Source organism: Dyella dinghuensis (genome assembly GCF_003977615.1).
GTDB lineage: Bacteria > Pseudomonadota > Gammaproteobacteria > Xanthomonadales > Rhodanobacteraceae > Dyella_B > Dyella_B dinghuensis.
On the sequence record NZ_RYZR01000003.1, the window covers coordinates 112,578 to 135,921 of the forward strand.

The 23,344-nt window shown below is 55.1% G+C and carries 25 protein-coding genes; 11 read left to right on the forward strand and 14 right to left on the reverse strand.

Going from position 1 to position 23,344, the window contains the following annotated elements; genetic code table 11:
* Positions 1–7 precede the first annotated feature (7 nt).
* Positions 8–1,003, reverse strand: coding sequence for an OprO/OprP family phosphate-selective porin (locus EKH79_RS03660; RefSeq protein ID WP_158621188.1), 996 nt, complete (start codon positions 1,001–1,003; stop codon positions 8–10).
* A 553-nt stretch (positions 1,004–1,556) separates the two neighbouring features.
* Between EKH79_RS03660 and EKH79_RS03665 the strand changes: the two genes are divergently transcribed.
* The gene (locus EKH79_RS03665; RefSeq protein WP_126672450.1) at positions 1,557–2,420 is read left to right on the forward strand and encodes a CPBP family intramembrane glutamic endopeptidase; all 864 of its coding nucleotides are present in this window, start codon (positions 1,557–1,559) and stop codon (positions 2,418–2,420) included.
* A gap of 81 nt (positions 2,421–2,501) precedes the next feature.
* On the opposite strand, the gene EKH79_RS03670 is transcribed toward EKH79_RS03665, so the two are convergent.
* The 3 genes from EKH79_RS03670 to EKH79_RS03680 all read right to left on the reverse strand — a co-directional run bounded on the left by EKH79_RS03670 (position 2,502) and on the right by EKH79_RS03680 (position 4,396).
* On the reverse strand, positions 2,502–3,134 hold the full coding sequence (locus EKH79_RS03670; protein WP_126672451.1) for a response regulator: 633 nt from the start codon (positions 3,132–3,134) through the stop codon (positions 2,502–2,504).
* A gap of 24 nt (positions 3,135–3,158) precedes the next feature.
* On the reverse strand, positions 3,159–3,536 hold the full coding sequence (locus EKH79_RS03675) for a hypothetical protein (RefSeq protein ID WP_126672452.1): 378 nt from the start codon (positions 3,534–3,536) through the stop codon (positions 3,159–3,161).
* Between the two features lie 113 nt (positions 3,537–3,649).
* Positions 3,650–4,396: a helix-turn-helix transcriptional regulator gene (locus EKH79_RS03680; RefSeq protein ID WP_158621189.1), complete on the reverse strand. Its 747-nt coding sequence runs from the start codon at positions 4,394–4,396 to the stop codon at positions 3,650–3,652.
* Between the two features lie 285 nt (positions 4,397–4,681).
* Between EKH79_RS03680 and EKH79_RS03685 the strand changes: the two genes are divergently transcribed.
* Entirely contained in the window at positions 4,682–5,221 is a 540-nt protein-coding gene (locus tag EKH79_RS03685) for a helix-turn-helix domain-containing protein (protein WP_126672454.1), read from the forward strand.
* A gap of 224 nt (positions 5,222–5,445) precedes the next feature.
* On the opposite strand, the gene EKH79_RS03690 is transcribed toward EKH79_RS03685, so the two are convergent.
* The 3 genes from EKH79_RS03690 to EKH79_RS03700 form a co-directional block, all read right to left on the reverse strand.
* The gene (locus EKH79_RS03690) at positions 5,446–6,378 is read right to left on the reverse strand and encodes an HPP family protein (protein WP_126672455.1); all 933 of its coding nucleotides are present in this window, start codon (positions 6,376–6,378) and stop codon (positions 5,446–5,448) included.
* Between the two features lie 210 nt (positions 6,379–6,588).
* Positions 6,589–7,017, reverse strand: coding sequence for a DUF1801 domain-containing protein (locus EKH79_RS03695; protein WP_126672456.1), 429 nt, complete (start codon positions 7,015–7,017; stop codon positions 6,589–6,591).
* A 113-nt stretch (positions 7,018–7,130) separates the two neighbouring features.
* Entirely contained in the window at positions 7,131–7,901 is a 771-nt protein-coding gene (locus tag EKH79_RS03700; RefSeq protein WP_199754125.1) for a DUF1223 domain-containing protein, read from the reverse strand.
* Between the two features lie 271 nt (positions 7,902–8,172).
* Between EKH79_RS03700 and EKH79_RS03705 the strand changes: the two genes are divergently transcribed.
* From EKH79_RS03705 to EKH79_RS03725, 5 genes are all read left to right on the forward strand, one after another.
* On the forward strand, positions 8,173–9,222 hold the full coding sequence (locus tag EKH79_RS03705; RefSeq protein WP_126672457.1) for a lactonase family protein: 1,050 nt from the start codon (positions 8,173–8,175) through the stop codon (positions 9,220–9,222).
* 231 nt (positions 9,223–9,453) lie between these two features.
* Positions 9,454–9,852: an SRPBCC family protein gene (locus EKH79_RS03710; protein ID WP_126672458.1), complete on the forward strand. Its 399-nt coding sequence runs from the start codon at positions 9,454–9,456 to the stop codon at positions 9,850–9,852.
* Positions 9,853–9,926: 74 nt separating this feature from the next.
* Positions 9,927–10,292 (forward strand): cupin domain-containing protein, encoded by a 366-nt coding sequence (locus tag EKH79_RS03715; RefSeq protein ID WP_126672459.1) that lies wholly within the window; start codon positions 9,927–9,929, stop codon positions 10,290–10,292.
* 143 nt (positions 10,293–10,435) lie between these two features.
* Complete coding sequence (locus tag EKH79_RS03720; protein WP_158621190.1) at positions 10,436–11,488, forward strand: TraB/GumN family protein; 1,053 nt, start codon at positions 10,436–10,438, stop codon at positions 11,486–11,488.
* Positions 11,489–11,595: 107 nt separating this feature from the next.
* On the forward strand, positions 11,596–12,288 hold the full coding sequence (locus EKH79_RS03725) for a glutathione S-transferase family protein (RefSeq protein ID WP_126672461.1): 693 nt from the start codon (positions 11,596–11,598) through the stop codon (positions 12,286–12,288).
* A gap of 42 nt (positions 12,289–12,330) precedes the next feature.
* Here EKH79_RS03725 and EKH79_RS03730 read toward each other — a convergent pair whose 3' ends face one another.
* Positions 12,331–12,789 carry a hypothetical protein gene (locus EKH79_RS03730; RefSeq protein WP_126672462.1) on the reverse strand — a complete coding sequence of 153 codons (459 nt, stop codon included), beginning with the start codon at positions 12,787–12,789 and terminating at the stop codon, positions 12,331–12,333.
* A gap of 303 nt (positions 12,790–13,092) precedes the next feature.
* On the opposite strand from EKH79_RS03730, the gene EKH79_RS03735 reads away from it, so the two are divergent.
* Both EKH79_RS03735 and EKH79_RS03740 read left to right on the forward strand, forming a co-directional pair.
* Entirely contained in the window at positions 13,093–15,021 is a 1,929-nt protein-coding gene (locus tag EKH79_RS03735) for a porin family protein (RefSeq protein WP_126672463.1), read from the forward strand.
* 81 nt (positions 15,022–15,102) lie between these two features.
* Positions 15,103–15,384, forward strand: coding sequence for a pentapeptide MXKDX repeat protein (locus EKH79_RS03740; RefSeq protein WP_126672464.1), 282 nt, complete (start codon positions 15,103–15,105; stop codon positions 15,382–15,384).
* A gap of 101 nt (positions 15,385–15,485) precedes the next feature.
* On the opposite strand, the gene EKH79_RS03745 is transcribed toward EKH79_RS03740, so the two are convergent.
* The 5 genes from EKH79_RS03745 to EKH79_RS18845 all read right to left on the reverse strand — a co-directional run bounded on the left by EKH79_RS03745 (position 15,486) and on the right by EKH79_RS18845 (position 19,598).
* Positions 15,486–16,241 carry a LytR/AlgR family response regulator transcription factor gene (locus EKH79_RS03745; protein WP_126672465.1) on the reverse strand — a complete coding sequence of 252 codons (756 nt, stop codon included), beginning with the start codon at positions 16,239–16,241 and terminating at the stop codon, positions 15,486–15,488.
* Positions 16,242–17,339 carry a sensor histidine kinase gene (locus EKH79_RS03750; RefSeq protein ID WP_158621191.1) on the reverse strand — a complete coding sequence of 366 codons (1,098 nt, stop codon included), beginning with the start codon at positions 17,337–17,339 and terminating at the stop codon, positions 16,242–16,244. It lies immediately after the preceding gene.
* Positions 17,340–17,511: 172 nt separating this feature from the next.
* Positions 17,512–17,988 (reverse strand): VOC family protein, encoded by a 477-nt coding sequence (locus EKH79_RS03755; RefSeq protein WP_199754127.1) that lies wholly within the window; start codon positions 17,986–17,988, stop codon positions 17,512–17,514.
* Positions 17,989–18,159: 171 nt separating this feature from the next.
* Positions 18,160–18,747 (reverse strand): cysteine dioxygenase, encoded by a 588-nt coding sequence (locus EKH79_RS03760; protein WP_126672467.1) that lies wholly within the window; start codon positions 18,745–18,747, stop codon positions 18,160–18,162.
* 674 nt (positions 18,748–19,421) lie between these two features.
* Positions 19,422–19,598: a hypothetical protein gene (locus tag EKH79_RS18845; RefSeq protein WP_158621192.1), complete on the reverse strand. Its 177-nt coding sequence runs from the start codon at positions 19,596–19,598 to the stop codon at positions 19,422–19,424.
* A gap of 323 nt (positions 19,599–19,921) precedes the next feature.
* On the opposite strand from EKH79_RS18845, the gene EKH79_RS03765 reads away from it, so the two are divergent.
* The gene (locus EKH79_RS03765) at positions 19,922–21,244 is read left to right on the forward strand and encodes a thioredoxin family protein (RefSeq protein ID WP_158621193.1); all 1,323 of its coding nucleotides are present in this window, start codon (positions 19,922–19,924) and stop codon (positions 21,242–21,244) included.
* 124 nt (positions 21,245–21,368) lie between these two features.
* Here EKH79_RS03765 and EKH79_RS03770 read toward each other — a convergent pair whose 3' ends face one another.
* Entirely contained in the window at positions 21,369–22,073 is a 705-nt protein-coding gene (locus EKH79_RS03770) for an SDR family oxidoreductase (protein WP_126672469.1), read from the reverse strand.
* A 300-nt stretch (positions 22,074–22,373) separates the two neighbouring features.
* Between EKH79_RS03770 and EKH79_RS03775 the strand changes: the two genes are divergently transcribed.
* Entirely contained in the window at positions 22,374–23,288 is a 915-nt protein-coding gene (locus EKH79_RS03775) for a LysR family transcriptional regulator (protein ID WP_126672470.1), read from the forward strand.
* Positions 23,289–23,344: the final 56 nt, after the last annotated feature.

Below are 23,344 nucleotides of genomic sequence, written 5' to 3' on the forward strand. Positions count from 1 at the left end.
ATGGCACCTACATGAAAAGTTCCAGGCGCATTTCGAATGTCGCCGGATCAAGGAACAGGTGTCGACGGTCCGCTTGGGTACGCGTGTAGTTGGCCTGCAGCCGCAGATGTCTGCCGTAGTACCAGTTCACGCCCGCTGTCCAATCGCGCTCCCATCCACCCGGCACCGGCCAGTCGTTGAGGTTGACGGAGCTGTAACGAAGTACCAGTTCGACTGCGCCTGAGGCGTGCTCGGGAATGACGTTCTGCACCACGCCGTCGTCGTAGCGGCGTGATTCGCCGGTGAGTACCCAGCTTGCAAAAGCGTAGCGGCCATGAATGTCGTAATTCGGGTTGCTCGTGCTGAATGCTGTTCGTGCACCAAGATATTCGGCCTGGCAGGAAACGGGACCATCGATCCAAAGACCCTCCAGACTTGTTCGCTGGATACTCTTGACGTTTTCGAGCGTGCCGGAACTCTCAAGGCTGACGTCCTCGAGCATGACGGATGGCGCTGCCTTGAAAGAGGCAGTTGCCGGCCCTGCAACACCTGATTCATCCGTGCGACCTTCCGGGTATTCCACCGAGCGCGCCAACCCTAGATGCAGAACATCGCCAGGCAAATTGATCGGAACCCATGCTCCATGCAGTGCCCACGTGTGCCCTGGATTGCTGCCCTCCAGGTTGTCGCCGTAGTAGCCCGCATCGATCAGAGCATGTTCGCGGTGCCACGACCATTGAACACCGATGCGATAGCTTTCGAAGACCGCTTGCGACGCCGTGGAGTACTCGATGAACGACGTCTGCGTCGAGCTGGTGTTCTTTTCGAAATCCAGGGGAATCTTCCCTTCACCCAAACGCAGCGAACCAAAGTCGTAAGACGTATATGCCGACGTCTGCATTTTGACAAACGCATCGCGCCATTGCCTGTTCAATAGCGAATAGTAGATCGATATCTCATAGGTGCCAGGCTTGGATACGTACAAGCCCACATGATTGAACGTCCCCTTCTCGGCGTTGGCCAACCTTCCGTGTTCACCCGAGAAATTCGTCCTAATGAGGTCATAACTCAAGATGGGCGCTAGCGTTGCTCCATCACCGAAGGTCCACTGCGGTGTCGGCTCGCTTAGAACGTTGGGTTCATCCGCGCTGGAATTCATGGATGCGAAAAAAACGAGGAGTGTTACCAAGCCTCCGAATATCTCGAATGGACGACGGCTTTTCCTGAAGGCACTCATCGTGGCGGCGCAGATCATCCCGAGAATCGGAACGCCATAAGAGTGTCCGCAAGCTATTGCCGCAGCTCTTGTTGAAAAGCAAGAAGATTGTCATCTGCAGATATAACGATGACTCGACAAACCAAGCGCCCCAGCAGTTACCTAGCACACTTGATTTCCCGGCGAAACGGCGCCTCATTTTCGCTATCCATCCATGCCTACTCCTTTGGGATGAATCTTCATCACTCGCCATGCCCTAAGATTCAGCCGAAATTGCGAGGATCGCTCTGGCGAAATGATTTCACCTGCCCATGGAAAGGCTTTAATCTGCGTAATGAAAAGCGTTGAGTGAGGATTTGCCGTGGCGAGCCGTGCGTTGTGGAATTTTGAATTGGGAAATGCCGGCTTGCTATCACCTGGAAAGACGCTGGCCATTCGGTGTTTTATATGGGCGGCGATTCTTTACGCGATTATGTTCGGTTTGCTGTTTGCTTCCGTATTCGCCGGTCAATGGCTGCATCTTTCTTCAGCGGCAGGTTACGTCACGGCGATCGTGATGCCTATTCTTGGTTTTCTTCTCTATGCGCTGATCGTGCGCCTAGGCGAGCGGCGTGCACCGAGTGAAATATTCTTTCAAGCGTCGTCCTTGATCGACCTCGTCGTGGGTGCGGTGATCGGCATTGTCATCCTCTCGTTGATGCTTTTATTGCTTACGTCGCTGGGCTTGTACAGCGTGCGTCTCGGGCAGGGAAAAGGTTTTCTTGATAGCTTCGTTTTCGACAGCTATATCTCCGGCATGCTGGAGGAATTGGCATTTCGAGCGGTGTTATTGCGCCTCTTTGCGCGCATGTTCAACCCTCTCGCAGGCCTTCTTATTTCTTCCGCGCTATTTGGCATTGCGCATCTCACCCATGCCACACCTTTCCAGGCGGTCGAGGTTGCCTTCAATGCGGGTCTAACCCTGGGGCTGCCATACATGTTGACCGGACGTCTTTGGATGTCCGTCGGCTTGCACATTGCTTGGGATTTTTGGGAAGAATCTCTGCTGGGTGTGAACACCACCAACGGTGTCTTAATCAGCGTTCCGGATCTAAGCAAACCGGTCTATCTCACAGGTGGCGCTTACGGTCCAGATGGATCGTTGTTGGCGTCCCTCATCGCTGCGCTCGCCATCGTTGCCATGCTTTATGCCGGTAAGAAGGGTTGGCTGCGTCCACACGCGTAGTTCGGGCCCTAAAACGCCGTTTGCGCGACGACTATTCGCCTTCACAGGCTCGGGCTTTTGATTACCAACGTCGCAAAAAGCTCAGCGTTCGATAATTCCGCGCTTGTGCGCAATCTGCACGGCCTGTGTTCGTGACGCCGCGCCTAATTTTCCAAGGATGTTCTTCACGTGCACTTTGACGGTGGCCTCCGAGATGCACAGCATGTCGGCCACGATCCGGTTTGAATGTCCATTTGCCACATACTTGAGCACGATTACTTCGCGCGAAGTAAGTCGTTCGTCGATCGCGTGACCGGCGATTTCAGCAGCGATTTCATGAGGGATCACCTTCTTGCCCTCATGCAGAGCTCGAATCGTATCGATAAGATCGTGACGCACCGAGCTCTTCAGCAAGTAACCGCGTGCGCCGGCCTGCAACGCGCGTAGCGCCTGCGCATCCCCCTTGAAGGTCGTCAGCACGAGAATCACTGCCGCCGAATGCTCGTTGTGGATGATACGTATGGCTTCTTCCCCCGATATCCCGGGAAGCTCGAGATCCATCAACGTGACGTCCGGACGATGTTTACGGTATTGCAGGATGGCCTCTTCACCGGTACTCGCCATGGCGACCAATTCCATACTCGGCTCGGTTCCGATCACGGCAGCCAGCCCATCCAGCATGATCGGATGGTCATCCACGGCGAGGATACGAATCACATCAGGATTAGCATTCATGGCGCGCTTTACTCGTATCGGTGTTCAGGAGGAGTCCGAATTCTCAGGCGGTGAAGGAGTTGCTCCGATATCACGCCGATGCTGCGCCCGATCCAAGCCTTTTTCCAGTACGTATTCGGCGCGATCGAGCGCCTCGACGATATCGCGCCGAACGGGGTGATCGGGCGGGAGTCGCCGAGCAATCGCCTCGAATCGAAGAATCAGCCCCTGTCCGGACTGAAGCATCGACTCCTCAAGTGCCTGGGCGGCCGATTCCATCGCTCGCTGTGCGGCTTTGGAACGGGCCTGCTGTCTGACATGTCGGCGGCGCCAATGCCAAAGAATGGCCAGCATCAAAAGGACAGCCACAACACTGGCGACGATCAACCAGAAGCTGGGACATGTCCAAGGGATGGCGTGCATGCGGTTATTCCCTGCCGGTTTGCGTATTCAATAGCCCGCTTCCGTCGGCCTGGGATCACCCGAAAGGAGTAGCCATGGCGACACATTGAGAAACCCGGCACTTCATCACGATTTCAGGGGATATCAGCGATCAACGGAGCCGCGTCGCGGCGCAATCGATGCTGATGACGCCACGCTCCCGGGCTCTGTCCAAAGCGCCGTGAAAAGGCATGGCTCAAATGGCTTTGATCGAAAAAGCCGCATTCGTAAGCGATATCGGTCATGGTCTGCTCGGGTTCCATGAGCAGCGCCTTGGCCTTTTCCAGCCGCTGAATCAACAGCCAGCGATGCGGGGAGACACCGTAAGACTTGGTAAATGCACGGCCAAAATGTGGTGTGGAGAGTCCACATGCATGTGCCACATCGGACAATGGCTTGCCTGACAGGTTATCGCTTCCAAGCATTCTCTCAGCCACTTCTTTTTGCCATGGCTTAAGGCCGCCCGCTTTGGTTTCCTCGGATGAGGCCGCCTGCCCTTTCCTGCCGCCGTCTTGGATAGCGCACAAAGCGATCGTCAGATGCCGGACAAAAGGATCTTGATCGGTACAACCGTGAGTCAGTGCTTTCACCAAAAGCAGTGTCACTACATGACGAATACTTTCAACGCTATCCGGTTTCTCGTGACGGTGAAACACCGGCTTTGAAGTAGATAATCCTTGGTTCGACTCGCCGATTTGCAGAGAGAAAGGCGTGTAAATGCTCCGGCTATGGCGTGTATCCCTCACAGCACAAACCACCGCAAATTCATCGGACATGCGCGCGATGTTGACCAGCACGCGATGGCCCGGGGACACGGTCGCTGAAAAATCGTTATCTAACATAGATACCCCGAGCCAGACTGCAGCATCACTGCCCAATGACCATTGCGAACGGAATCGTTCCAATGCATTCAGCGATAGGGTAAGAAATGTCGAGCGCCGGCAAAACATAACTTCTGCCCAGAAAAAAATACCCCTTAGGCATTAGTCCATCATTCGGTGGTATCCGGTAACCCTAAAGGATTACGCCGACCACCGCGATATGGGCGATGTAAGAGCGTCTTCGCTCGACTACGCTGCACGTACCGCTGCTTTACTCGACAACAAGCATGTACGGTGGGATATGTCATGAGCGAGGTCAGTGATTTTTACACGTCCAGCATTACGGATGATGTCGTAGCAGCCATTCGGTCGACGATTCAAAAAGTAACGTCTGACTGGGACATTGACGACCTTGTCCTGCGCCATCTCACGCTGGCGTCCGACGCGCTGGAAAGCGAAAAAGCAAAAAGGACAACGTCATCTTTCCGTCAGCACCACGGCACATTGAATCCGGTTCAACTCGATAAAGCCAAGTCGCTTCTATCCGAAAAAGCATTTGCCGCCAACGCCTTGATATTCGCAGCGACCGCTTGTTCGATGTCTATCGGCCATTTTGAGCGGTGCTTCAAAGTATCGGCAGGCATGTCACCGCACCGCTGGATTACTCATGTCAGAATGAAAACCGCAAAACACATTCTGATGAGCACCACCAAGCCCATTGCCGATGTGGCTGCGCAGTGCGGCTATACAGAACAATGCCACTTCACCCGAATCTTCACCCGTGAGGTAGGTATGAGCCCGGGCGCCTGGCGACGGCTCCTCAATAACCTTTTGCGCTCTCCTTGAAATACAAAAAGATTAACCGCTCCTCACCGAGAACTTTCTCAGCGGCTTAAAAATTACGCGATGGCATCGTCTGAAATAGCATCCACCTAAGTGATAGATGGATCAAATGTAGTGAAGCATGCGCTTTTTTGCTTGTACGTTATCAGTGGCATTGATATTTAAAAGCTTATTTAATGCGATTCGAATTGGCCTTCGCAGATGTATGAAGGTACCGCAGTCATTCGTCATGTGGGACGGCGCATCCAGTGCAAACAGACAACCTGCCATAGGCGGAATGAAATCGTAAGTATCATCGTGCTGGCGAGCACTAAGACGACGAATGAGTAAGTGGGACGAGTCATGATCGTTGGTAACAGGCCGATCGCAAGCACGGGCGGTGCGTGAAGATCGATCACTCGCAAGATGAGTATTCCCATCATCATGCTGACAACTGCCCCTAATCCGGGGCCTAAAAGGCTCACGGCGCCGACACCCGCAAGGGCACCCAACGTGCACGCCAGTGGCAAATGCCACGGTCGTACCGCCCAGGGACAGACCAGAGGATGAGCAAACATTTCAAAGCCGATCACGACGATCGGCGGGAACAGCAATAAGCGCCATCCATTGTGCTGCGCCAGGAACGCCAGTCCCACAAGCACAAATAAGAAGGGCAGCAGCCAGAGCGGATTGGAAGCCGCCTTCTCCATGACGTTGTCGACCTTGTCACGAATCGACGGTACAGGAGTTTTTGGATGGAATCGTCGACGAACAATGCTGATCAGCGCCAACGAAGCCGTTCCCGCCGTAATAGCGGGCGGATACCACCAGCTATGTACGTCGAGCACAAGGGGCAACAGCCCGGCAGAGATCGCCGGCGCAATCGGCGATCGGATGGCTTCGATCACTCCTAAAGCGATAGCGACATCCAGAACTATAGCCGCAACACCGAAAGCCATGTGATTAGTGATCCACACCCCTACGATGGCGGTGACTAACGGAGTCAACACAAGCATTACCGGAGCGCTGGCCCATTTCCCATAAGGGCGCTTGATGATGTCGTTCGACAATGCTCCAAGTTCCGGAAACATCAGCAAATCAAAGCCCGTCAGTCGAGCGGCTAGCGCGATCGCGCCAATGAAAACTACGCTACCGAGTCGAATTAAGGTTGTGCGCAACAAGGCTGGTCTCATGGACCATCTTAAATAGCGAAAATCTCCGCCAAAGAGATCATCCAAAAGTGGTAACGAACAAAAAACGTTCACAGCAAAGATTTGAAAATCCCCGATCGGCAGTTACCTGATAAGTCACTCCACATGACCTTTATATATGATTGAATTCAAATGACTTTAAGATCGAGACAAATTTAATAGGCCTACGACAATGAACTGTTAGGGTTGTGTCTGTTCCACCCCATATCGCATTGCATCTACAAGAATATCGACGTCTATATTTTTTAGTGTCCGAAACTTGATGCAATACCCTGTTACGCTCGCCCGGCCGATCTTTTTTCCATATTTCTCGGCCAAGCACTTTTTGTCTTTTATCCCCATGATGTAGACGGATATGCCTGTTGTGTTCGCACTGATGCCAATTTGATAGAACTCCCTGTTTTTTCCATCGGCATAGTTCATGGTCTGCACCCCATACCCTATGTTCGGATTAGAAACCACGTGACCGCTTTCATCTCTGCCATCGAGAAACCATAATTTACAGTCCGGCATGATTCCAAGAATGATGCCATGAAGCTCTTGCATATCACTTCGTTTTGGCTCTGGCTGAGCTGCGATATAGCCTTTGATTTGGTTGCGTACGTTCATATAAAAATCTCTGCCCGGGGTCTGCCTAACCAATCCTACCCCCGATAACTTGCCCTGATCGCGACAAGGAAGGCTTATCGAGGCTGCATTGAGAACTTACGCGGCTCCAAACGCTAATAGGGTGTTTCTTCCACAGACGCACCTAAAATCCGCCCTCCCCTTTGCATCTGAACAAGGGCCGCGGTCTTTAGCCCATGTGACGAAGACGTCGGAAGCGGAAAAGTCACGCTGTCACCATTCCATGTACCCAAATGAACGAGATCGCGAACAACATTGCGTTGCGCCAATGTACGACCGCCATTCTCGCCTCCACCAATAGGTACACGTAACGTGTGTGGGTCGTATCGCACCAGCCATACATCCGCTACACCGTCCGATGGCGTCGAAGCCCCAATAGTTATGCTTTGAGCGGACCAATCAATCGTTGGTCCGTTCGTTTGGGCGCGTCCAATGGCTTCAAGCAATTCACTGCGATTCGTACCGACAAGATCAGTCTGACCGTTTATGTATATCTGCGGTGTCCAAACCGTGTCTCGCCGTCGGTGATGCGCATAGTCCCATTGACGTTGGGTGTAAGCATCGGTGGCAAATGTATCTTTCCAACCAAGTTGATCCCAATAAGTCACACTAAACGATAAGGCGAGTACGCCAGGTTCGCCGGCGATCGCATTAAGGTTGGCCTCCGCCGGCGGGCACGAAGAACATCCCTGGCTTTGAAAAAGTTCGACGACGACAAGGTGTTGCCGAGCAGCCGCGGCATTGTCTTCAGCGTGCACTGCAGGTTGTCGCAATAGCAGCGCAAGCGTTGCCGCCACCGCGCGTAAATAAAACATCTTATTGGCCATAGTACCCCGCAGGTTTAAGCAAGAAATGGTGTGCAGCATAGTCAGGCCGCCTCACCATTGCTTCGTTTAACTGTTGCGGTTTGTTACATCGTTTCTGGACTTCATAGCCGCTCGTCACATTTGAATGTGAAATGTCATCGTTTTGTGACGATGGGAAGCGAATCAGAGTTTGCGCGATTTAGCGTTTGCGATGTAACCCAGACGCTTCTTCCTCGAAGTAATGAGAAGTCGGTGCGCACGGCTGTCGGGAGTAACCAGTCGCAACAACGCAGGTTGTTGCAATTACCTACGCTCTAATCGAGGAAGGACCATGAAAAAGGTAATCTACGGATCAGCGCTACTCGCGCTGATGGTGGCAAGTGCTGCCAATGCGCAGTCAAATACTGGCTGGAACAACGGGGATCTTATCGTTACGGCCTCCAATACGGCCAGTAACGAGCTACTCGTTTACAACACCGGCGGAGCATTGGTAGAACAGATCAAGACCGAGGGTGCTGGGGGCGTCACCGGTAACGCTGGAGGCATTGCGCAGAATCACGACCTTCTAGCAGTGGTCAATTTCGGATCGGGAAACGTGTCGGTCTTCAGAAAACCCCAGGATCATGGTTTGTTGCAGCTGGAAAAAGTAGTGCCCGCCATCACCAATCCAGTGAGCATCGCCTTTGGCCGTGATCATTTATATATCCTCACTGCTACGCATATCGAATCCCATCCGATCGACCGTTTCGGCGTAAGCTCTACTGCTGATGGCGAAGCCCAGCTGGTGATTGCCGATGGCTCGGCCGCGCAAGTGGGTGTGTTGCAGGGCCAACTTGTCATTACCGAAAAGAGCAATGTGATCGAAACGATCAACCTAACCGGTCAAGGTGCCGTGACGGGCTCCACCAAGCGCGTGGCCAACATTCCTTCCAACGTCAACGCGCCATTCGGACTTGCCACACGTGGCGCCGATGCTTATGTGACGATCGCTCATGCTAACGAGATTAGCCTGGTGCGCGATGATGCCGTACTAACAGTTACTGGCTCCGGTACGCAGATGGCCCCTTGCTGGGTCACCCTTGATGGACCGTTCCTCTTCTCCGCCAACTCGCCCAGTCGATCGGTATCGCGTTATGCGGTTTACGGTCAGAAAATCATTCAAGATGCTGCTGTTGTCGCCCAATTTTCTGGCAATCCGACTGACATTACCTACCGCGATGGCCTAGCTGCCGTTATTGACGCAAATGGTTCCGTATCCCATGTCTCTATTTTCAATGTTGACGGCGATGGGAACTTCAATCTCAAAAGCGCTGTTACGATCGACAATGCTTCCACAAACGGTGTCGCCATCATCCGAAGTGACGACAACTTCAATTATTGAAGAAAGTCAGGTCTAAGCGCCGGGGAGTGGCGACACTCCCCGGTACCCAGTATCCACCCCGGTAAGAAGCTGCAAAATTCAGATGGCGTTATCTGACCTACGCAGGATTCCACCTCACCGCAAAAAAAATGGTCATGTCGATTTGTTGCAAACTGGTCATTTCATGGAGCGGCGTTTTTCCGTAGTTTCTCTCCTTAGCGACCGCATTGCCGGTCACACGAGGAAACGACAATGGCCTGGATACACAAGGAAATCCGGATTGAAGCCGATCCCCGGGATGTTTGGTCAGCTGTTTCGGACGTTGGCGCGGCCCATCGGCGACTCACTCCAGGCATCCTGACTGACGCTCGCCTGGATGGTGACAACGCTCGAATCGTTACGTTTGCCGACGGAACGGTCGCACGTGAATTGATTGTCGCGCTGGATAACCAGGCGAGGCGATTCGCATACGCGTCAGTCGGTGGTCGAGCCATTCATCACAATGCATCGTTCCAGGTCTTCGATGATGGCGATGGGTGCACGCGTCTAGTTTGGATAACGGATGTGTTGCCGGATGAGCTGGCTTCGTTTGTCGGACAACGTATAGAGCTGGGTTCGGCCGTTATAAAGCAAACGCTCGAACAGCGTTAACATTGAAGCCATGCGGTGCGAATATACGCAGTACTACGCGCCATGACGCTTCATTGTTATAGCTGGAGGCCCCTATGCTCACCGTACAAAACCTGCAGGCCGCGTTCGAACGCGTAACCGATTATTGGTCACCGAAAGTGATCGGCAAGGTCAATGATCAGTTGTTGAAGGCCGCAAAAATCAAAGGTCAGCTCGTCTGGCACGCGCACGACCAGGAAGACGAGCTGTTCCATATCGTCAAGGGCAGTATGCGCATCGAGTTGGAGGACGGCGTCGTTGAACTGCGCGAAGGCGACTTCCTCACTATTCCGATGGGTGTGCGACACAATCCGGTGGCGGATGAAGAATGCTGGATACTACTGATCGAATCGACGTCGACGAAGCACACGGGTAATGAAGTGACGCCGCTGACGCGCAGTATCGAAGAGCAATTTTCCTGAGTGCCATCGCGGTCCAGTAACTAGATGACGTTGGGGCCATGATGCGCGCTGGTTCGGTCTGACAATTCGATCCAAAGAACATTGGCTGTGCGAGAATGTGCGCGCAGATCTGTGACAAGCCCATCGCGAAAAGGAAGAACGTGATGATGGAATTTGGCATTCGTCGCCTGCTCGGCAACCACGGCGTTTTCTGTCGGTTGCTTGTCATCGGCTTGCTGGTCTACGTCAGATCCATCGCCCACGCGCAATCCGCACCTCAACCCGCTACCTCCGCGAATGCGGTTCCAACGCTCGCGCCGGTGGTCGTTACGGGTGAATTGCCAGGGCCCGCGTTGTGGAAGGTCAGTAAAGGCGACCACGTCATGTGGATACTCGGCCTGGTGACGCCGGTGCCCAGGGACATGCGCTGGAAATTCACGCCGCTGGAAAAACGCATTGCCGCCTCGCAGGCAGTATTGAAGCCGCCGGGACTGGAAATTGGCGTTCTGGGCCCATCGGCGAACAGGGTGCTGACATCGTCGATGATGCGCTTGAAATACAACCCGGATGGCGAGCGACTGGAACAGGTGTTAGAGCCGGCGCTATATAAGCGATGGCGCATGCAAAAGAATCGCTATCTCTACGATAATCAGAGCATTGACGACATGCGTCCGATTTTCGCGGGTCGCAGACTCTACGATGCCGTGCTCAGGCACGCCGGTCTGGTCGAGCAAACCCGCATCGAGAAAACGGTCTACGATGCTGCCGATCGACACGGCGTGAAGATTATCGACCCCGCCTACCAGTTAGCGCTGGGCGATCCGCATGCGGCCATCGGCACGTTAGGGAAATACGACATGGATGACCAGCGCTGCCTCGGCATGGTGCTCAATGCCATCGAACACGATCTGGTGCAAACGACTTTGCGTGCCAATGCGTGGGCGACCGGCGATCTCGATGGACTCAAAGCCACGTTGATGGAAACGCAGGAAGATGCTTGTCTGCCCGGCATCGATACGTCGCCGTTTGCAAAAGCGCTTGGTTTGTCGGATATGCAACAGCACATCGATCAATCATGGATCGAACATGCGGAGCAGGCACTGGCGCAAAATACGCAGACGGTGGCATTGCTGCCGATGGAGCAGCTTTTTATGCCGAACGGCTATCTGAGTGCGCTGCGAGCGGATGGATATACTGTGCAAGCGCCGCCTGAATAAATGGTTTGGAGAGTAATGGAACGAAAGGTAGTTAGGTGGGATAAGCAGGGTACTCCCCTCCTCTTGCCCAACGCGGCCTCGAACACCAGCGAAATATTGGAGCATTCATGCTAACGCTCTATTCGTACCCCGGACTCTGCGGCGTCGCTGACAACAATCCCTTTGGCCTGAAGGTTTATGCGTTCATGCGCTTGTGCGGGCTTTCGTTTACGCAGGCGCACATCCTCGATACGCAGCTAGCACCACGTGGGCAGTTGCCCTACCTCACCGATGGCGATCACTCTGTCGGCGATAGCGATTCGATCATTGCCTACCTTGCGAGCCGGTATGACATACGACTGGACGGACGCCTTTCTCCTGAGCAGAAAACTGTCAGCCTGTTAATTCGCAGGACACTCGATGACCTGTATTGGTGCATGAGTTATTCGCGCTGGAAGGACGAACACTTCTGGCCCCAGTTCCGGAAGATCATGCTTTCCGAACACCCAGAAATAACGGAGAGCGCCATGGAGGCTGGTCACGATTACAACGAAAAGCGATATTACTTCCAGGGTATCGGCCGATACGAACCCGATGCCGTCTATGCGCGTGGCATCGCCAACTTAGAGGCCATCGCAAACCTTCTAGGCGAACACACTTTCATGTTTGGCGATGCGCCAGGATCTATTGACGCGGCGATCTACGGTTTCGTCGCAAACATCTATTTTTATGACATTGCCACGCCGCTTAAAGCATACGTTCTAAGCCGTGACAATCTTGTTCGACACTGTGAACGGGTGCATGCATCCGTTCAACGCTGATCCTCGCGCTCAGCGAGGATCAGCATGACGTGCCATCTGCTGTTACGGCTTAGCATTCATGATCGGGTCTTTTAGCCAGTCAGCAATGTCATCGCCTAGCTCCTTGGCGAGGTGATCGAGCGCGCCGCACGTGGTCAAGCCCACCGAAGAGTTCTGATGTGCATCAAAAGAGCCCACCAGCTTACCGTTGTCACGGAGCTCGCCATGAATCGCGGCCCACTTAGGGCCTGTGAATCCACCGCCGCCAATGGCGTGTACGTTGACAATTCTCATGAAGAGAACCTTCCCGCTTAACTGCGAGGTGTCTTTATCCGTTATGGACACGGGCGTTTCAGCATAGTGCGCAATCTCTTCGCTCAACTTTGCATTCCAGTCGCATTTTGTCCGCACCTCATCTGTTCCAACGCCATCCGCATATGGAGTGACTCGCGGAATGGAAACCACGTCGGCGGCCGACGCCATGGAAGATATTCCGATCAATGCAAATGCCAATACTTTCATCACTGCCCTTTCCCCTGTATTTGGCCAAAGACGAACTTTTACGGTAGCTCAAACCCTCACGTCGCCCGTGTCTACATTATCCATGCCAGTTCGAAGGATTCTAGAAATGGAACTTCCCTACCGCTTCTAAAGACGGGTCGCCTGAACGTTCTTGCAGTGGGCGGTCGTTTTGCTGCAGCAAGCGGTGTGTGTCGATCTGGCCCGCACACATACACTCGTGTTCGCAATATCACGCAAGTTCGGCGACTGAACCTGAAGCGGGACATTATGCGGGTCACATTTACGAAGCGCAGGAAGTTCTCCGTGGCCATCGCCGCTGTCATGACGCTGCAGGCGACCGTAGCCAGTGCACAGCACGCCTCAGACAATCCAATCTCTGCCGCCGATGATGCCTATGGATTGACGCTCGGATTGGAGTCGGTGGGTCTATATAGCCCTGGGCTGGTTCGTGGGTTCAACCCGCAATCGGCCGGCAATGTGCGGATCGACGGCCTTTACTTCGATCAACAAGGCGCGTTGTCCAACCGTGTCATCGAGGATTCGACCATCAAGGTCGGTGTGAGTGAAATAGGCTATGCCTTTCCCGCGCCGACCGGCATCGTGGATTACGACCTCCGCCACGCCGGAGGCGATGTCCCCAGCGCAACGATCATTGCAAATGTCGGCCCGGATGAAGGACGCGGCATCAGTATCGATGGCAGCCTGCCCTTGATCGGTAACCAGCTCGTCCTACCGATGGGAATAAGCACGCAAGTCAGCACGCAGACGCCTTCTTACGGTCCCTACCCCGGATACACGTCGAATATAACAAGCCTAGGCGCGACGCCCCAGTGGTCGCCGAACGACAAGATTACTGTGCGTGCGATCGTTGACTGGCAGCAAACCGACAATGCAAAGACATTTCCGCTTTACTTCACGGCAGGTGATTTTCTGCCACCCGCCATTTCCAAAAACTACCTTGGCCAGAACTGGGCGGAAGGCCGCAATGTCACGACGAACCTCGGCGGCATCGTGTCTGCGCAATTGACCAAGATATGGCAGCTAAAGGCAGGTGCTTTTCGCTCGACAAACGACTATCCCGTCAGCTTTGCGGATCAGTACACCGACGTCCAGCCGAATGGCCATTCCGAGCATGTAGTCGTTGGATACCCCGATCAGAACACAGCGTCCAACTCTGGAGAGGCGCGCCTGACGGGCACCTTCCTAAGCGGCGATTGGCGTCAGCAAATCATCTTCATGACGCGTGGCCGCGACACCACGGCACGCTACGGTGGCGAGGACGTTGTCGACGCGGGGCCGACCGTTATCGGCACGCTCGTTGAAATACCGGAACCGAATTTCGTGTATTCGGCGACGACGAATGATCACACCGAATTGTGGAGCGTGGGCTCGGCCTATCATGTTGACTGGCGCCAACGCGCCGAATTCGAAGTGGGTGTTCAGGACGAAAACTATCGCGAGACCGTCGTCGCTCCGGGGATACCCGATTCCGGCATGTCGGCGCACCTTCCCCGCGCGTATAGCAATGCCGCCTATGCGCTCGCTCCGAAATGGACGCTCTATGCGGGATACACGCAGGGGCTCGAGAATTCCGGCGCTGCGCCCAATTCCGCCAAGAACAGCGGGGCGGTTCTTCCGGCGTCCAGGACTTGGCAAATCGATTCGGGCATACGTTATGTCGTGACACCCAAGTTCAAGATCATCGCAGGTGTCTTCGAGCTGCAGAAGCCCTACTTCAATCTGGACACGGACAACATCGATCGAGAACTCGGCGTGCAGCGAGCGAAGGGTATCGAGCTCTCCATTGCAGGAGAACCGGTCAAGTACGTGCACGTCAATATCGGTGTTCTCAATGGCCGAGTCAGCATTGTCGGACCGAACTTGGTCGCCGAGAAGGTCGGTTTCGTCGCCGTTGGCCAACCGCTTCTGACGTACGTAGCCAACATCAACTACAACCTTCCGTGGGTGCCGGCTGCGTCCATGGATATATCAGCCACCCATTTTGGAACTGCACCGGCAAGTATCGACAACGGTGTTTATTCACCCGCAGTCACGCAGGTGAATCTCGGTGGGCGATATCAGTTCACCACCTTCGGCAAGAAAAGCAGCCTTCGCCTGCAGATCCAGAACCTTTTGGCGACCAAGGAATGGACGACGCAATATACGCCCGGTTTTTTCCAATGGCCGCCACCACGGACGGTCTTTGCTTACATCACCACGGATCTCCTGTGACGTCGGGCCGCCCGTTTCGTTTTCACTCCGCGCGGCACACAAACCGCGCATTTCCCACCCAACCATAGCCAGGAGTTACTCATGAAAAACGTACGTTGCGCAATGCTCGCCATGTGTCTCGCGCTCGCCGCCGGCAGCGTCTTTGCCCAAGACAGCGGGATGGCGAAGGACTCGATGACTCAAACCGACAACGCTCACAGTGGCATGAAGAAGGACGCCATGGGACACACGGCGATGAAGAAAGGCACGATGTCCAAGGACAATATGGCGAAAGACGGCATGTCCAAAGACGCCAAGAGCGGCGATGCGATGAAGAACAACATGAGCCACGACACCACGGGAAATGACAGCTCACAGCATTAAGAGCCGTAACAGACCTCTGCCCATGTCATCCCAGCTGGCATGGGCAGCTTTTTTCTTTTGTTGAAAAATTCAGATCGCCTGGCGATGACAGAGCGTTACTATCAGCGATTGTTTGACAGCTCTTCCAGACGTTCCTGGATGCGCTTGCGGTAACGGCGGCTCAAACGCAGACGCGCCGTGCAATCCAGCAGGACCTCGTAGTCGCCACTGTCCTGCAGCTCCAAACCACGAACCCGTTCGAGGTTGACGATGATCGAGCGGTGGATGCGCGCAAAGGCTTTTGCGTCCAGATCTTGCTCAAGCTCCTGCAGCGTGCGGCGCAGGATGTGCGTGGTCGCACCCACATGGATACAGGCGTAGTAGCTCGCCGCTTCGATCCAATCGATATCTGCCACGTTAATGAACAAGGTCTGGCTTCGGCTCTTGACCGCGATCTTGCTGATCGATCGGCGTTGGGTTGGCGCATAGCGCGCGAGCTTTTCCTTGGCGCGTGCGAGGGCGCGATGGAAGCGCGCATCGTCGAACGGCTTCAGCAGGTAGTCCAGCGCACCCGCTTCGAAGGCGCGCAGTGCATACGCGTCGTAAGCGGTCACAAAGATGACGGTCTCGGGCATGTCGGCACCGAGCAGCTCGACCACGTCGAAGCCATCACATTCGGGCATTTGGACGTCCAGGAACACCAGGTCGGGTTTGGACTGTCTGATCTCCTTGATCGCCTCCAAACCTGATCCGCATTCAGTTACCGATGCGATATCGGGATCGTTATGCAACAGGATGGTGAGATTGCGCCGCGCGAGAGCCTCGTCGTCGACGACCAGGACGTGGATCGACTTAGCATTGTCTTCAGGCGGCGTCATTTACGTCTCCAGAAACGGCAGCGTCACGACAACCTCCACGCCGCCCGTGTCGACGGGCCTCAACAGCAACTCGGACCGGTCGCCGTGCAGGATCTGCAAACGGGTGCGCAGGTTGCCGAGGCCGACGCCACCGTGTGTCGCTTCCATGTCCTCTCGAGCCCATGGGCCATCGTTGTAGACCGTCAGACGAAGGGTGTGATCAAGCCGTGCACCGGCGACATGGATCTCACCGCCAGCGACGCGCTTGGAGACACCGTGTTTGATGGCGTTCTCCACGAGTGGCTGCAGCAGCAGATTCGGGACCAGTGCATGCCCCAGCTCGACGGGGATGCCCAGGCTCACCCGAAGACGGTCCCCGAATCGCACCTTTTGGATGTCGATATAGCGCTGCAGGTATTCAACTTCCTCCGTCAGCGTCACCTGCGCCCGATGGGAGTCTTCCGACGCGCGGCGCAGGAACTCGCTCAAGCCAACGATCATCCCGATCGCTGCATCATTGCGTTGATCGCGTACGAGGCCAACGATCGAATTGAGCGTGTTGAACATGAAATGCGGATCCATCTGACTCCGCAATGCAGCGAGCTGGGCCCGGGACAGCTCTGCATTGAGCCGCGCGGTCTCGGTCATCTGCCGCTCCATCTTTTCGCGCGAGTCCACGACATACGTGACGGTCAAAATCAGTGCGTAGGCGATCACGAACGTCAGGCTCTGGTCGATGAGCGTTGAGTACCAGGTGCTTACGAAAATGGGTGGTGGATTATGGTGCCACGGGTTAAAAATGACCCGAAGCATTGCCGCCCACGCTTCCGCGACCGTGCTGATGATGGCGAAAGCCGCCAGATGCACGATCACCGCCTTAAGCACCGTGCCCCGAGCGATCGGCCATCTTCGCGCCAGTTCGATGATGAGTGGTGTCGCCAACACCCAGGGCAGCCAGGACACGAACACGATAACGAATGGGATCAACCACGATCCGCGCCCATCCATGGCGTGCATGATGAGGATGGCCTGACTCGCATCGAACAGGCCGCCCGCGCACCAGATGGCCGCGATCCAAATCCAGCGGGTCGAGCGCGTGTGTAGGCGAGCGTCAGTCATAACCATCACGCTACACCAAAATCCTCGCAAAAATCCTGCGCTGCAGCGAACGGCCGCTCCGGTGCAGCAAGTCGTGTTCGAGTTCCCTTGTACGTGGCTCTGGCGCAAAGGCAACCTGAGCTGGACGCCCGGATTTGCATGTACAGTCATGCGAAGAAACGGAGACTTACATCTACCCTCGCACCGCCGCCTCGATCGCCGCAACATCGATCTTGCGCATCTTCATCATCGCCCCGAACGCACGCTTCGCTACGTCGCCACCGCTCGCCATCGCCTCGGTCAGGACGCGCGGCGTGATCTGCCACGACAAGCCCCACTTGTCCTTGCACCAGCCGCATTCACTTTCCGTGCCACCGTTATCGACAATCGCGTTCCAATATCGGTCGGTCTCAGCTTGGCTGTCGGTAGCGATCTGAAAGGAGAACGCCTCACTGTGTTTGAACACGTCGCCGCCATTGAGACCAAGGCACGGGATACCGCATACCGTGAACTCGACGGTCAAAACATCGCCCGCGTGACCGCCCGGAAAATCGCCCGGCGCCCGGTGCACCGCGCCGACCGTGCTGTCGGGAAAGGTCTGCGAGTAAAAGCGCGCGGCCCCTTCGGCGTCGTTTACGTACCACAAGCAAATCGTATTTTTGTTCATCATTGCCCTCCTCCATTTGCCGCCCAATAGGCTACAACGACAGATGTCTGCTTTGGGTCGAAAGCGGACCCGGGGCTTTCTCAGCAATCGAGAGGAGAAGTGGCTTTTCCGTTGAGATAAGTGGGAGCTTGAACTTCTGCAGCATCGCCGTCACCGGCATAGCTGTCGCCTGTCTCAGCTATCCGTCGTTTCCCGCACCGTGTGATGCGTCCGGGGAACCCATTGCCCAAGATCATGATGAAAACTGCGATAGCTATTCAGCTCACCCCCGTACACATGCAGGGAGAGCGCCATGCTGCTGCGAGAAAAATTGCGACACTGATGTGCATAGCTGGTATCTGTAAACAGCACATGGTCACCAACGCCGGCAACGATCGTGTCTTCGGCATTCAGTACGATGGACGGATCCTCTGACAAATGAAACGAATCCACCTGCAAAACACCGTCCAGGACAAGCTCCAATCCCCATAGCCCATCGTGATCATGGATGGGCGTGACGTGACCTGGCGGCCATGCGATGACGAGAGCCTCGTAACCTCGAGGCCGTCCATCGCTAAGGGCAATGCGCCGATATGGCGCTGGCGCGATATCCGATGCGAGTTGTCGCGCGTGCGGGCAATCAGGCCAACGAACGGATTCGGCGATTCGTTGGCAGATCGTTGCCGTGTCGGCATGACCTTGCTGATCGATGCACGCGTCAATCAACGCAAGGACGCGCTTGCCCCAAGGAGCGATAGACGACGCGGTAAGTGTATGGCTCATCAATAGCCCCAACGCTTTTGAATGCGAAGTCGCAGAGAACCATAGCTCGCGTTAAAGATACGCTAGATCGAACACGATCAAGATGGCCATCACGCGGATCGTTACGTCAATAAAGCGCCCATTTTTTAGCTGTGTTGTCGCCGATTGATGGTCGCGAGTATATTTGATATGTTTTTCGTATCACGCCATAGCTTCGTCATATAACGAAGTGGTGTGATTTTTTTCGTCGATCCACCCACGCTCGTGCATCTCCGTCAAAACACATTAAAAAATAAAAAAAAGCAAAGACGGATGGACGCCTAATTTCGTAGCCATCAAGCGATCGAAACAAGTTGCGTGCTGCGCTTAGTGCGAAGTGTCATACCTTCAGACTGATCGATCATCTTCCAAGCGTGTATTTTTCCTTCGAAGCAACGTATCTATAGACATGCCTTTTCGTCGGTCCTTGGCGGGGACGAATGACGGATGAGGAACTTGGAATCGCGGTTCCGAGACGTTGAGCACTTTGCATGAGAACGATTCAACGCGGTGACTCCCCTGCCGCGTCGCGCGCAAGGATGCGCAACCTTTTTTGATTGACTACACGGACCGGAGCACGACCTCGCGCGAACGGCTTTCTCCCCCTTCGAATCCCGCGCAATGAAAACCCCGCTCTGGGCGGGGTCTTCGAATGTCTAAGCGAGTTCGGCTTCTTCAGCGTCGAGGCGTTCTCGGTACATCGCTTCGGTCTCCTGATACAAGCCAGACCACGGATCCAGGACATATCCGTTAAGAGGCTCCTGAGACACACGGCGTAGGTCGCGGCGTTGCTCTGCACTATCAAATGGCGCATCAAGGGTCATCGGATCCATATGCACTCCTCACGGGTCGTCGCGGTAAGTTCAGCCTATCGGCAGGCTTGTTCGCGTCCAGTTAAAAGAATGCCGCCATTTGGGAAACGCAAAATTTATGACATATGTAACGATTGATGTGACTGCGACGCCTTGTACGATTTCATCCATCGCTCACGATGTGCCGTGTACCCAGGCCCAGTGCGGCTGAGCGTCGACGACGATATTGAGCAGAAGCATCGCCAACGGACGTCGTTCCAAGCTCGATGGAAAGCCATCTAGCCATCCAAACGATGGATGCGCTATGTTGCACTTACCTGCCCCATCCACCAGGCCATTCCCTTATGAAAGTAGCGTTTCGCGTCGCCAACTCGGTCTTGGTCGTGACTCTTGCTGTGTTGCTTGCACCGCTACATGCCTCAGATAGCCAATCCCAGCCGACTATTGACAGTGCGCTGCAAGCGTCCAGCCAGCAGCATCGGCCGGTGCTGCTCGATTTTCATGCAGTGTGGTGTTACTCGTGCTACTACATGGCTAGTCATGTTCTAACTGGCGCCGACTGGTCGGCGGTGGAACGCAAAGCCATCGTCGTCGATGTGGATGCCGATTCACCCGAAGGCCAGGCGTGGATGGAAAAGCTGAAGGTTTCCTTCCTGCCCAGCTACATCGTGCTGGATGAACACGGCAGTGAACTGGGCCGCATCAGCGCTGAACAACCCCGACAAAAGTTCTATCCGCAGATCAACGCAATCCTGGCGAATGGCAATACGCTCGATGCGCTGAAAGCTAAAGCCCAAGCCGGCTCGCTCGACGCGGTAGTCGCCGTACTTGACGCCTATCAGGCTCGCTCCGAAGGTCAGGCAGGCCTTGCGTGGTTCGAGTCGTTGCCATCGGCAGTGAAAAAAAAGGTTGTGGACGATCCGCGCGTTGCGCTGGGGCTCGAACAATTGACGCTGATCCAGACCGAGGCCGGCAACAACAAGAGTGCAATCATTGCGAGTGCACAAAAAGTGCTTGCACATGACATCGGGTGTCAGCGGCCGTATGTGCTCGACTCCTTGTTGGAGGCGAGCGACGGCCTGCCCGAAGTCCAGCGCAAAGCGCTGCTGACGCCGCAGCGTAAGCCGATGGATGCTTTGCTCGACACCCAGGTATTTGTCGCCACACCCACTTGTGCAGATCAGCGCAGCGCCGTACTGACCAGCGCGGATCTGGACACTGCGCTCGGTGATCATGTTGCCGAGACGGCACTATTGAATCGCGCTATCGACCTTACCAAGCAACGCCTTGGCAACAACCTCGCCAGCGATCGCAATCTCGCCGACAATCTTCGCGTGTATCTGGCACGCGCCAATCGCACGGCGGAGCTGGATGATTACCAGCACAAACTCATCGCTGCGTATCCGCAGGACTATGTCTATGCCTATCGCTATGGACGCAGCCTGCTGGAAGCCGGCAAACCCGCCGAGGCACTCCCGTATCTCGCTCAGGCATACGATAAGGCGTTTGGAGAAAACCGTCTTCGTGTTGCGTCTTTCCGCGTTAAAGCACTCAAGGAACTGCATCGCGACGATGAAGCCAAGAAAGTGGCAGCCGAGGCATTAAGTGCGAATGGCCCTTGGTTTCCGAAACAAATCGCTGCGTTGAAGGCTCAAGTCGCCGCTTAGTTACGCATCGTTGAAAAGCCCTGGGTAGGGAAAGGGTCAAAAAGCATCACGATTTTTCAGTAAATGTAGTTAGTTCGAAAACGTGTTGTCGGCAAAGGGCGGACCCGGCGATCGAATGTTTGTTTCAGGCGTTCTGTGGCAAGTAGCTGGGCCTGGCCGCGGTCATGCCCTGCTTCACTTGCATGGTGCGTTCGTCGGCTAGCACCTCATCCAAACCTGACTCAAGTCCGTCGAGCGCGCGTTTGACGATGTCCTCGGCGCTGGACTTCGGTGATTCGAAATCGCGTGCAAGGTCGGTATCGACAAAGCCCATGTGCAGTCCAAGCACCTGCGTCTTCTGCGGCGCCAATTCAATGCGCAGCGAGTTGGTAAGCGACCACGCGGCGGATTTGCTCGCCGCATAGGCGGCCATCGCGCCACTGTTTATCCATGAGACTATCGACAACACATTGAGCAGTGCGCCACCGCCATTGGTCTTGAGAATCGGCGCAAAAGCCTTGCTCATGCGCAACATGGCGAAAAAGTTGGTCTCGAAAATGCGCCGTGTGACGTCTTCGCTGTCCGGCGCGAGAAAGCCGCCGGTCTGAGCGATGCCAGCGTTGTTGATCACCAGCGTCACATCTGACGCCAGTTTTGCCGCAGCAGCCACCTCCTCTGGATTGGTGACGTCCAGTCGCAGGGGCACAACACCGGATTGCGTGATGGTTGCGGGGTCGCGTGCACCGGCGTACACCTTGCCGGCGCCACGGGCGAGCAATTCGCGAGTGAATGCCAGACCGAGCCCGCGATTGGCTCCGGTAACAAGGACGGTAGCGTTCTCAATTTTCATAAGAAACTCCAGGTTTGGGGGAAAGAACTGGCACTTAGATAGCGACTATTTCTCTGTCGCTCCGAGAACCGAACTCGCCATGCTGGGCGCTTGGGTTGCCCGTGAAAATAACTTTCTCGATCTTGGTCATGACAGATTCCTCAATAAGTCGTTGGGAGGGTTGTGTATCGGTAAACCTGCCGGTCGCCGCTGGGCGCCATTGCGTAATGGGCTGACCGAACGTGCGGGAGAAATTAGACCCTTCCAGATCAACCGGCTAGACGGTAAATTTGGTAACAACCCTTCCAGAAATGAGAGGCTATGAACCGACTCGAGGCCATGAGAATCCTGGTTGCGGCGGTGGATGCGGGTAGCCTTTCCGCAGCCAGCCGCCAACTGCGCATTCCGTTGGCCACCGTCAGTCGCCGTGTCTCGGATTTGGAGGAACACCTAGGCGTCCGCCTTTTGCTGCGCGGTACGCGAAAACTCACCCCGACCGATGCAGGGCGAGACTACGTCGCCTCGTGCCGGCGCATCTTGGAAGACCTCGTGGAGGCCGAGCGCACGGCAACCGGCGAGTATCGTGCGCCGCAGGGAGAGCTCATCATCAGCGCACCGTTGGTCGTCGGCCGCCATCATGTTGTCCCAGTCTTAGTCGAGTTTCTGCAGGCTTACCCAAAGATTCGTGCCCGCATCCAGTTGAGTGATCGCGTCAGTAACTTGCTCGAAGAACATGTGGATGCCGCTGTGCGTCTGGGCAAACTTCCGGATAGCGACATCATCGCCACTCGCATCGCACTGATTAGTCGTGTGCTCTGCGCCAGCCCTGTCTACTTGGCATCGCACGGTGTGCCGAAAGAACCAAACGATCTTGTCTCACACGAATGCATTACTTACGAGGGGTACTCTGCCGCGGACCGATGGGAGTTTCGCTCCGGGCAAACGTCTCAATGGATCCAGGTTGCATCGCGCCTCACGGTGAATTCCGCAGAAGCCGCAGTCATCGCCGCTATCGCCGACGCCGGTATTGCCCGCGCGCTCTCGGATCAGGTTGCCGAACCATTGAAATCGGGCGCGTTGGTGCGGCTTCTCGAAGCGTTCGAGCCGCCGCCCATGCCCGTCAGTCTGGTGTATCCGATGCAGCGCCATGTGCCGCTGAAGCTGCGTGCATTCTTGGACTTTGCAACACCGCGGCTGCGACAGCGCCTTGGTTATGAAAGCCCAAAAAATTCTTAAGCAGCGCAAATACCGTCGGGCCTGTCCGTATTCGAATCGATCATTACCATATCAAG

Bases quoted from the DNA above. Each gene is read 5' to 3' on its own strand.
- EKH79_RS03670 (WP_126672451.1), bottom strand. From the start codon at position 3,134: ATGAATGCTAATCCTGATGTGATTCGTATCCTCGCCGTGGATGACCAT.
- EKH79_RS03675 (WP_126672452.1), bottom strand. From the start codon at position 3,536: ATGCACGCCATCCCTTGGACATGTCCCAGCTTCTGGTTGATCGTCGCC.
- EKH79_RS03680 (WP_158621189.1), bottom strand. From the start codon at position 4,396: ATGTTAGATAACGATTTTTCAGCGACCGTGTCCCCGGGCCATCGCGTG.
- EKH79_RS03685 (WP_126672454.1), top strand. From the start codon at position 4,682: ATGAGCGAGGTCAGTGATTTTTACACGTCCAGCATTACGGATGATGTC.
- EKH79_RS03695 (WP_126672456.1), bottom strand. From the start codon at position 7,017: ATGAACGTACGCAACCAAATCAAAGGCTATATCGCAGCTCAGCCAGAG.
- EKH79_RS03700 (WP_199754125.1), bottom strand. From the start codon at position 7,901: ATGCTGCACACCATTTCTTGCTTAAACCTGCGGGGTACTATGGCCAAT.
- EKH79_RS03705 (WP_126672457.1), top strand. From the start codon at position 8,173: ATGAAAAAGGTAATCTACGGATCAGCGCTACTCGCGCTGATGGTGGCA.
- EKH79_RS03710 (WP_126672458.1), top strand. From the start codon at position 9,454: ATGGCCTGGATACACAAGGAAATCCGGATTGAAGCCGATCCCCGGGAT.
- EKH79_RS03715 (WP_126672459.1), top strand. From the start codon at position 9,927: ATGCTCACCGTACAAAACCTGCAGGCCGCGTTCGAACGCGTAACCGAT.
- EKH79_RS03720 (WP_158621190.1), top strand. From the start codon at position 10,436: ATGATGGAATTTGGCATTCGTCGCCTGCTCGGCAACCACGGCGTTTTC.
- EKH79_RS03725 (WP_126672461.1), top strand. From the start codon at position 11,596: ATGCTAACGCTCTATTCGTACCCCGGACTCTGCGGCGTCGCTGACAAC.
- EKH79_RS03730 (WP_126672462.1), bottom strand. From the start codon at position 12,789: ATGAAAGTATTGGCATTTGCATTGATCGGAATATCTTCCATGGCGTCG.
- EKH79_RS03740 (WP_126672464.1), top strand. From the start codon at position 15,103: ATGAAAAACGTACGTTGCGCAATGCTCGCCATGTGTCTCGCGCTCGCC.
- EKH79_RS03745 (WP_126672465.1), bottom strand. From the start codon at position 16,241: ATGACGCCGCCTGAAGACAATGCTAAGTCGATCCACGTCCTGGTCGTC.
- EKH79_RS03750 (WP_158621191.1), bottom strand. From the start codon at position 17,339: ATGACTGACGCTCGCCTACACACGCGCTCGACCCGCTGGATTTGGATC.
- EKH79_RS03755 (WP_199754127.1), bottom strand. From the start codon at position 17,988: ATGATGAACAAAAATACGATTTGCTTGTGGTACGTAAACGACGCCGAA.
- EKH79_RS03760 (WP_126672467.1), bottom strand. From the start codon at position 18,747: ATGAGCCATACACTTACCGCGTCGTCTATCGCTCCTTGGGGCAAGCGC.
- EKH79_RS18845 (WP_158621192.1), bottom strand. From the start codon at position 19,598: ATGGATCCGATGACCCTTGATGCGCCATTTGATAGTGCAGAGCAACGC.
- EKH79_RS03765 (WP_158621193.1), top strand. From the start codon at position 19,922: ATGAAAGTAGCGTTTCGCGTCGCCAACTCGGTCTTGGTCGTGACTCTT.
- EKH79_RS03770 (WP_126672469.1), bottom strand. From the start codon at position 22,073: ATGAAAATTGAGAACGCTACCGTCCTTGTTACCGGAGCCAATCGCGGG.
- EKH79_RS03775 (WP_126672470.1), top strand. From the start codon at position 22,374: ATGAACCGACTCGAGGCCATGAGAATCCTGGTTGCGGCGGTGGATGCG.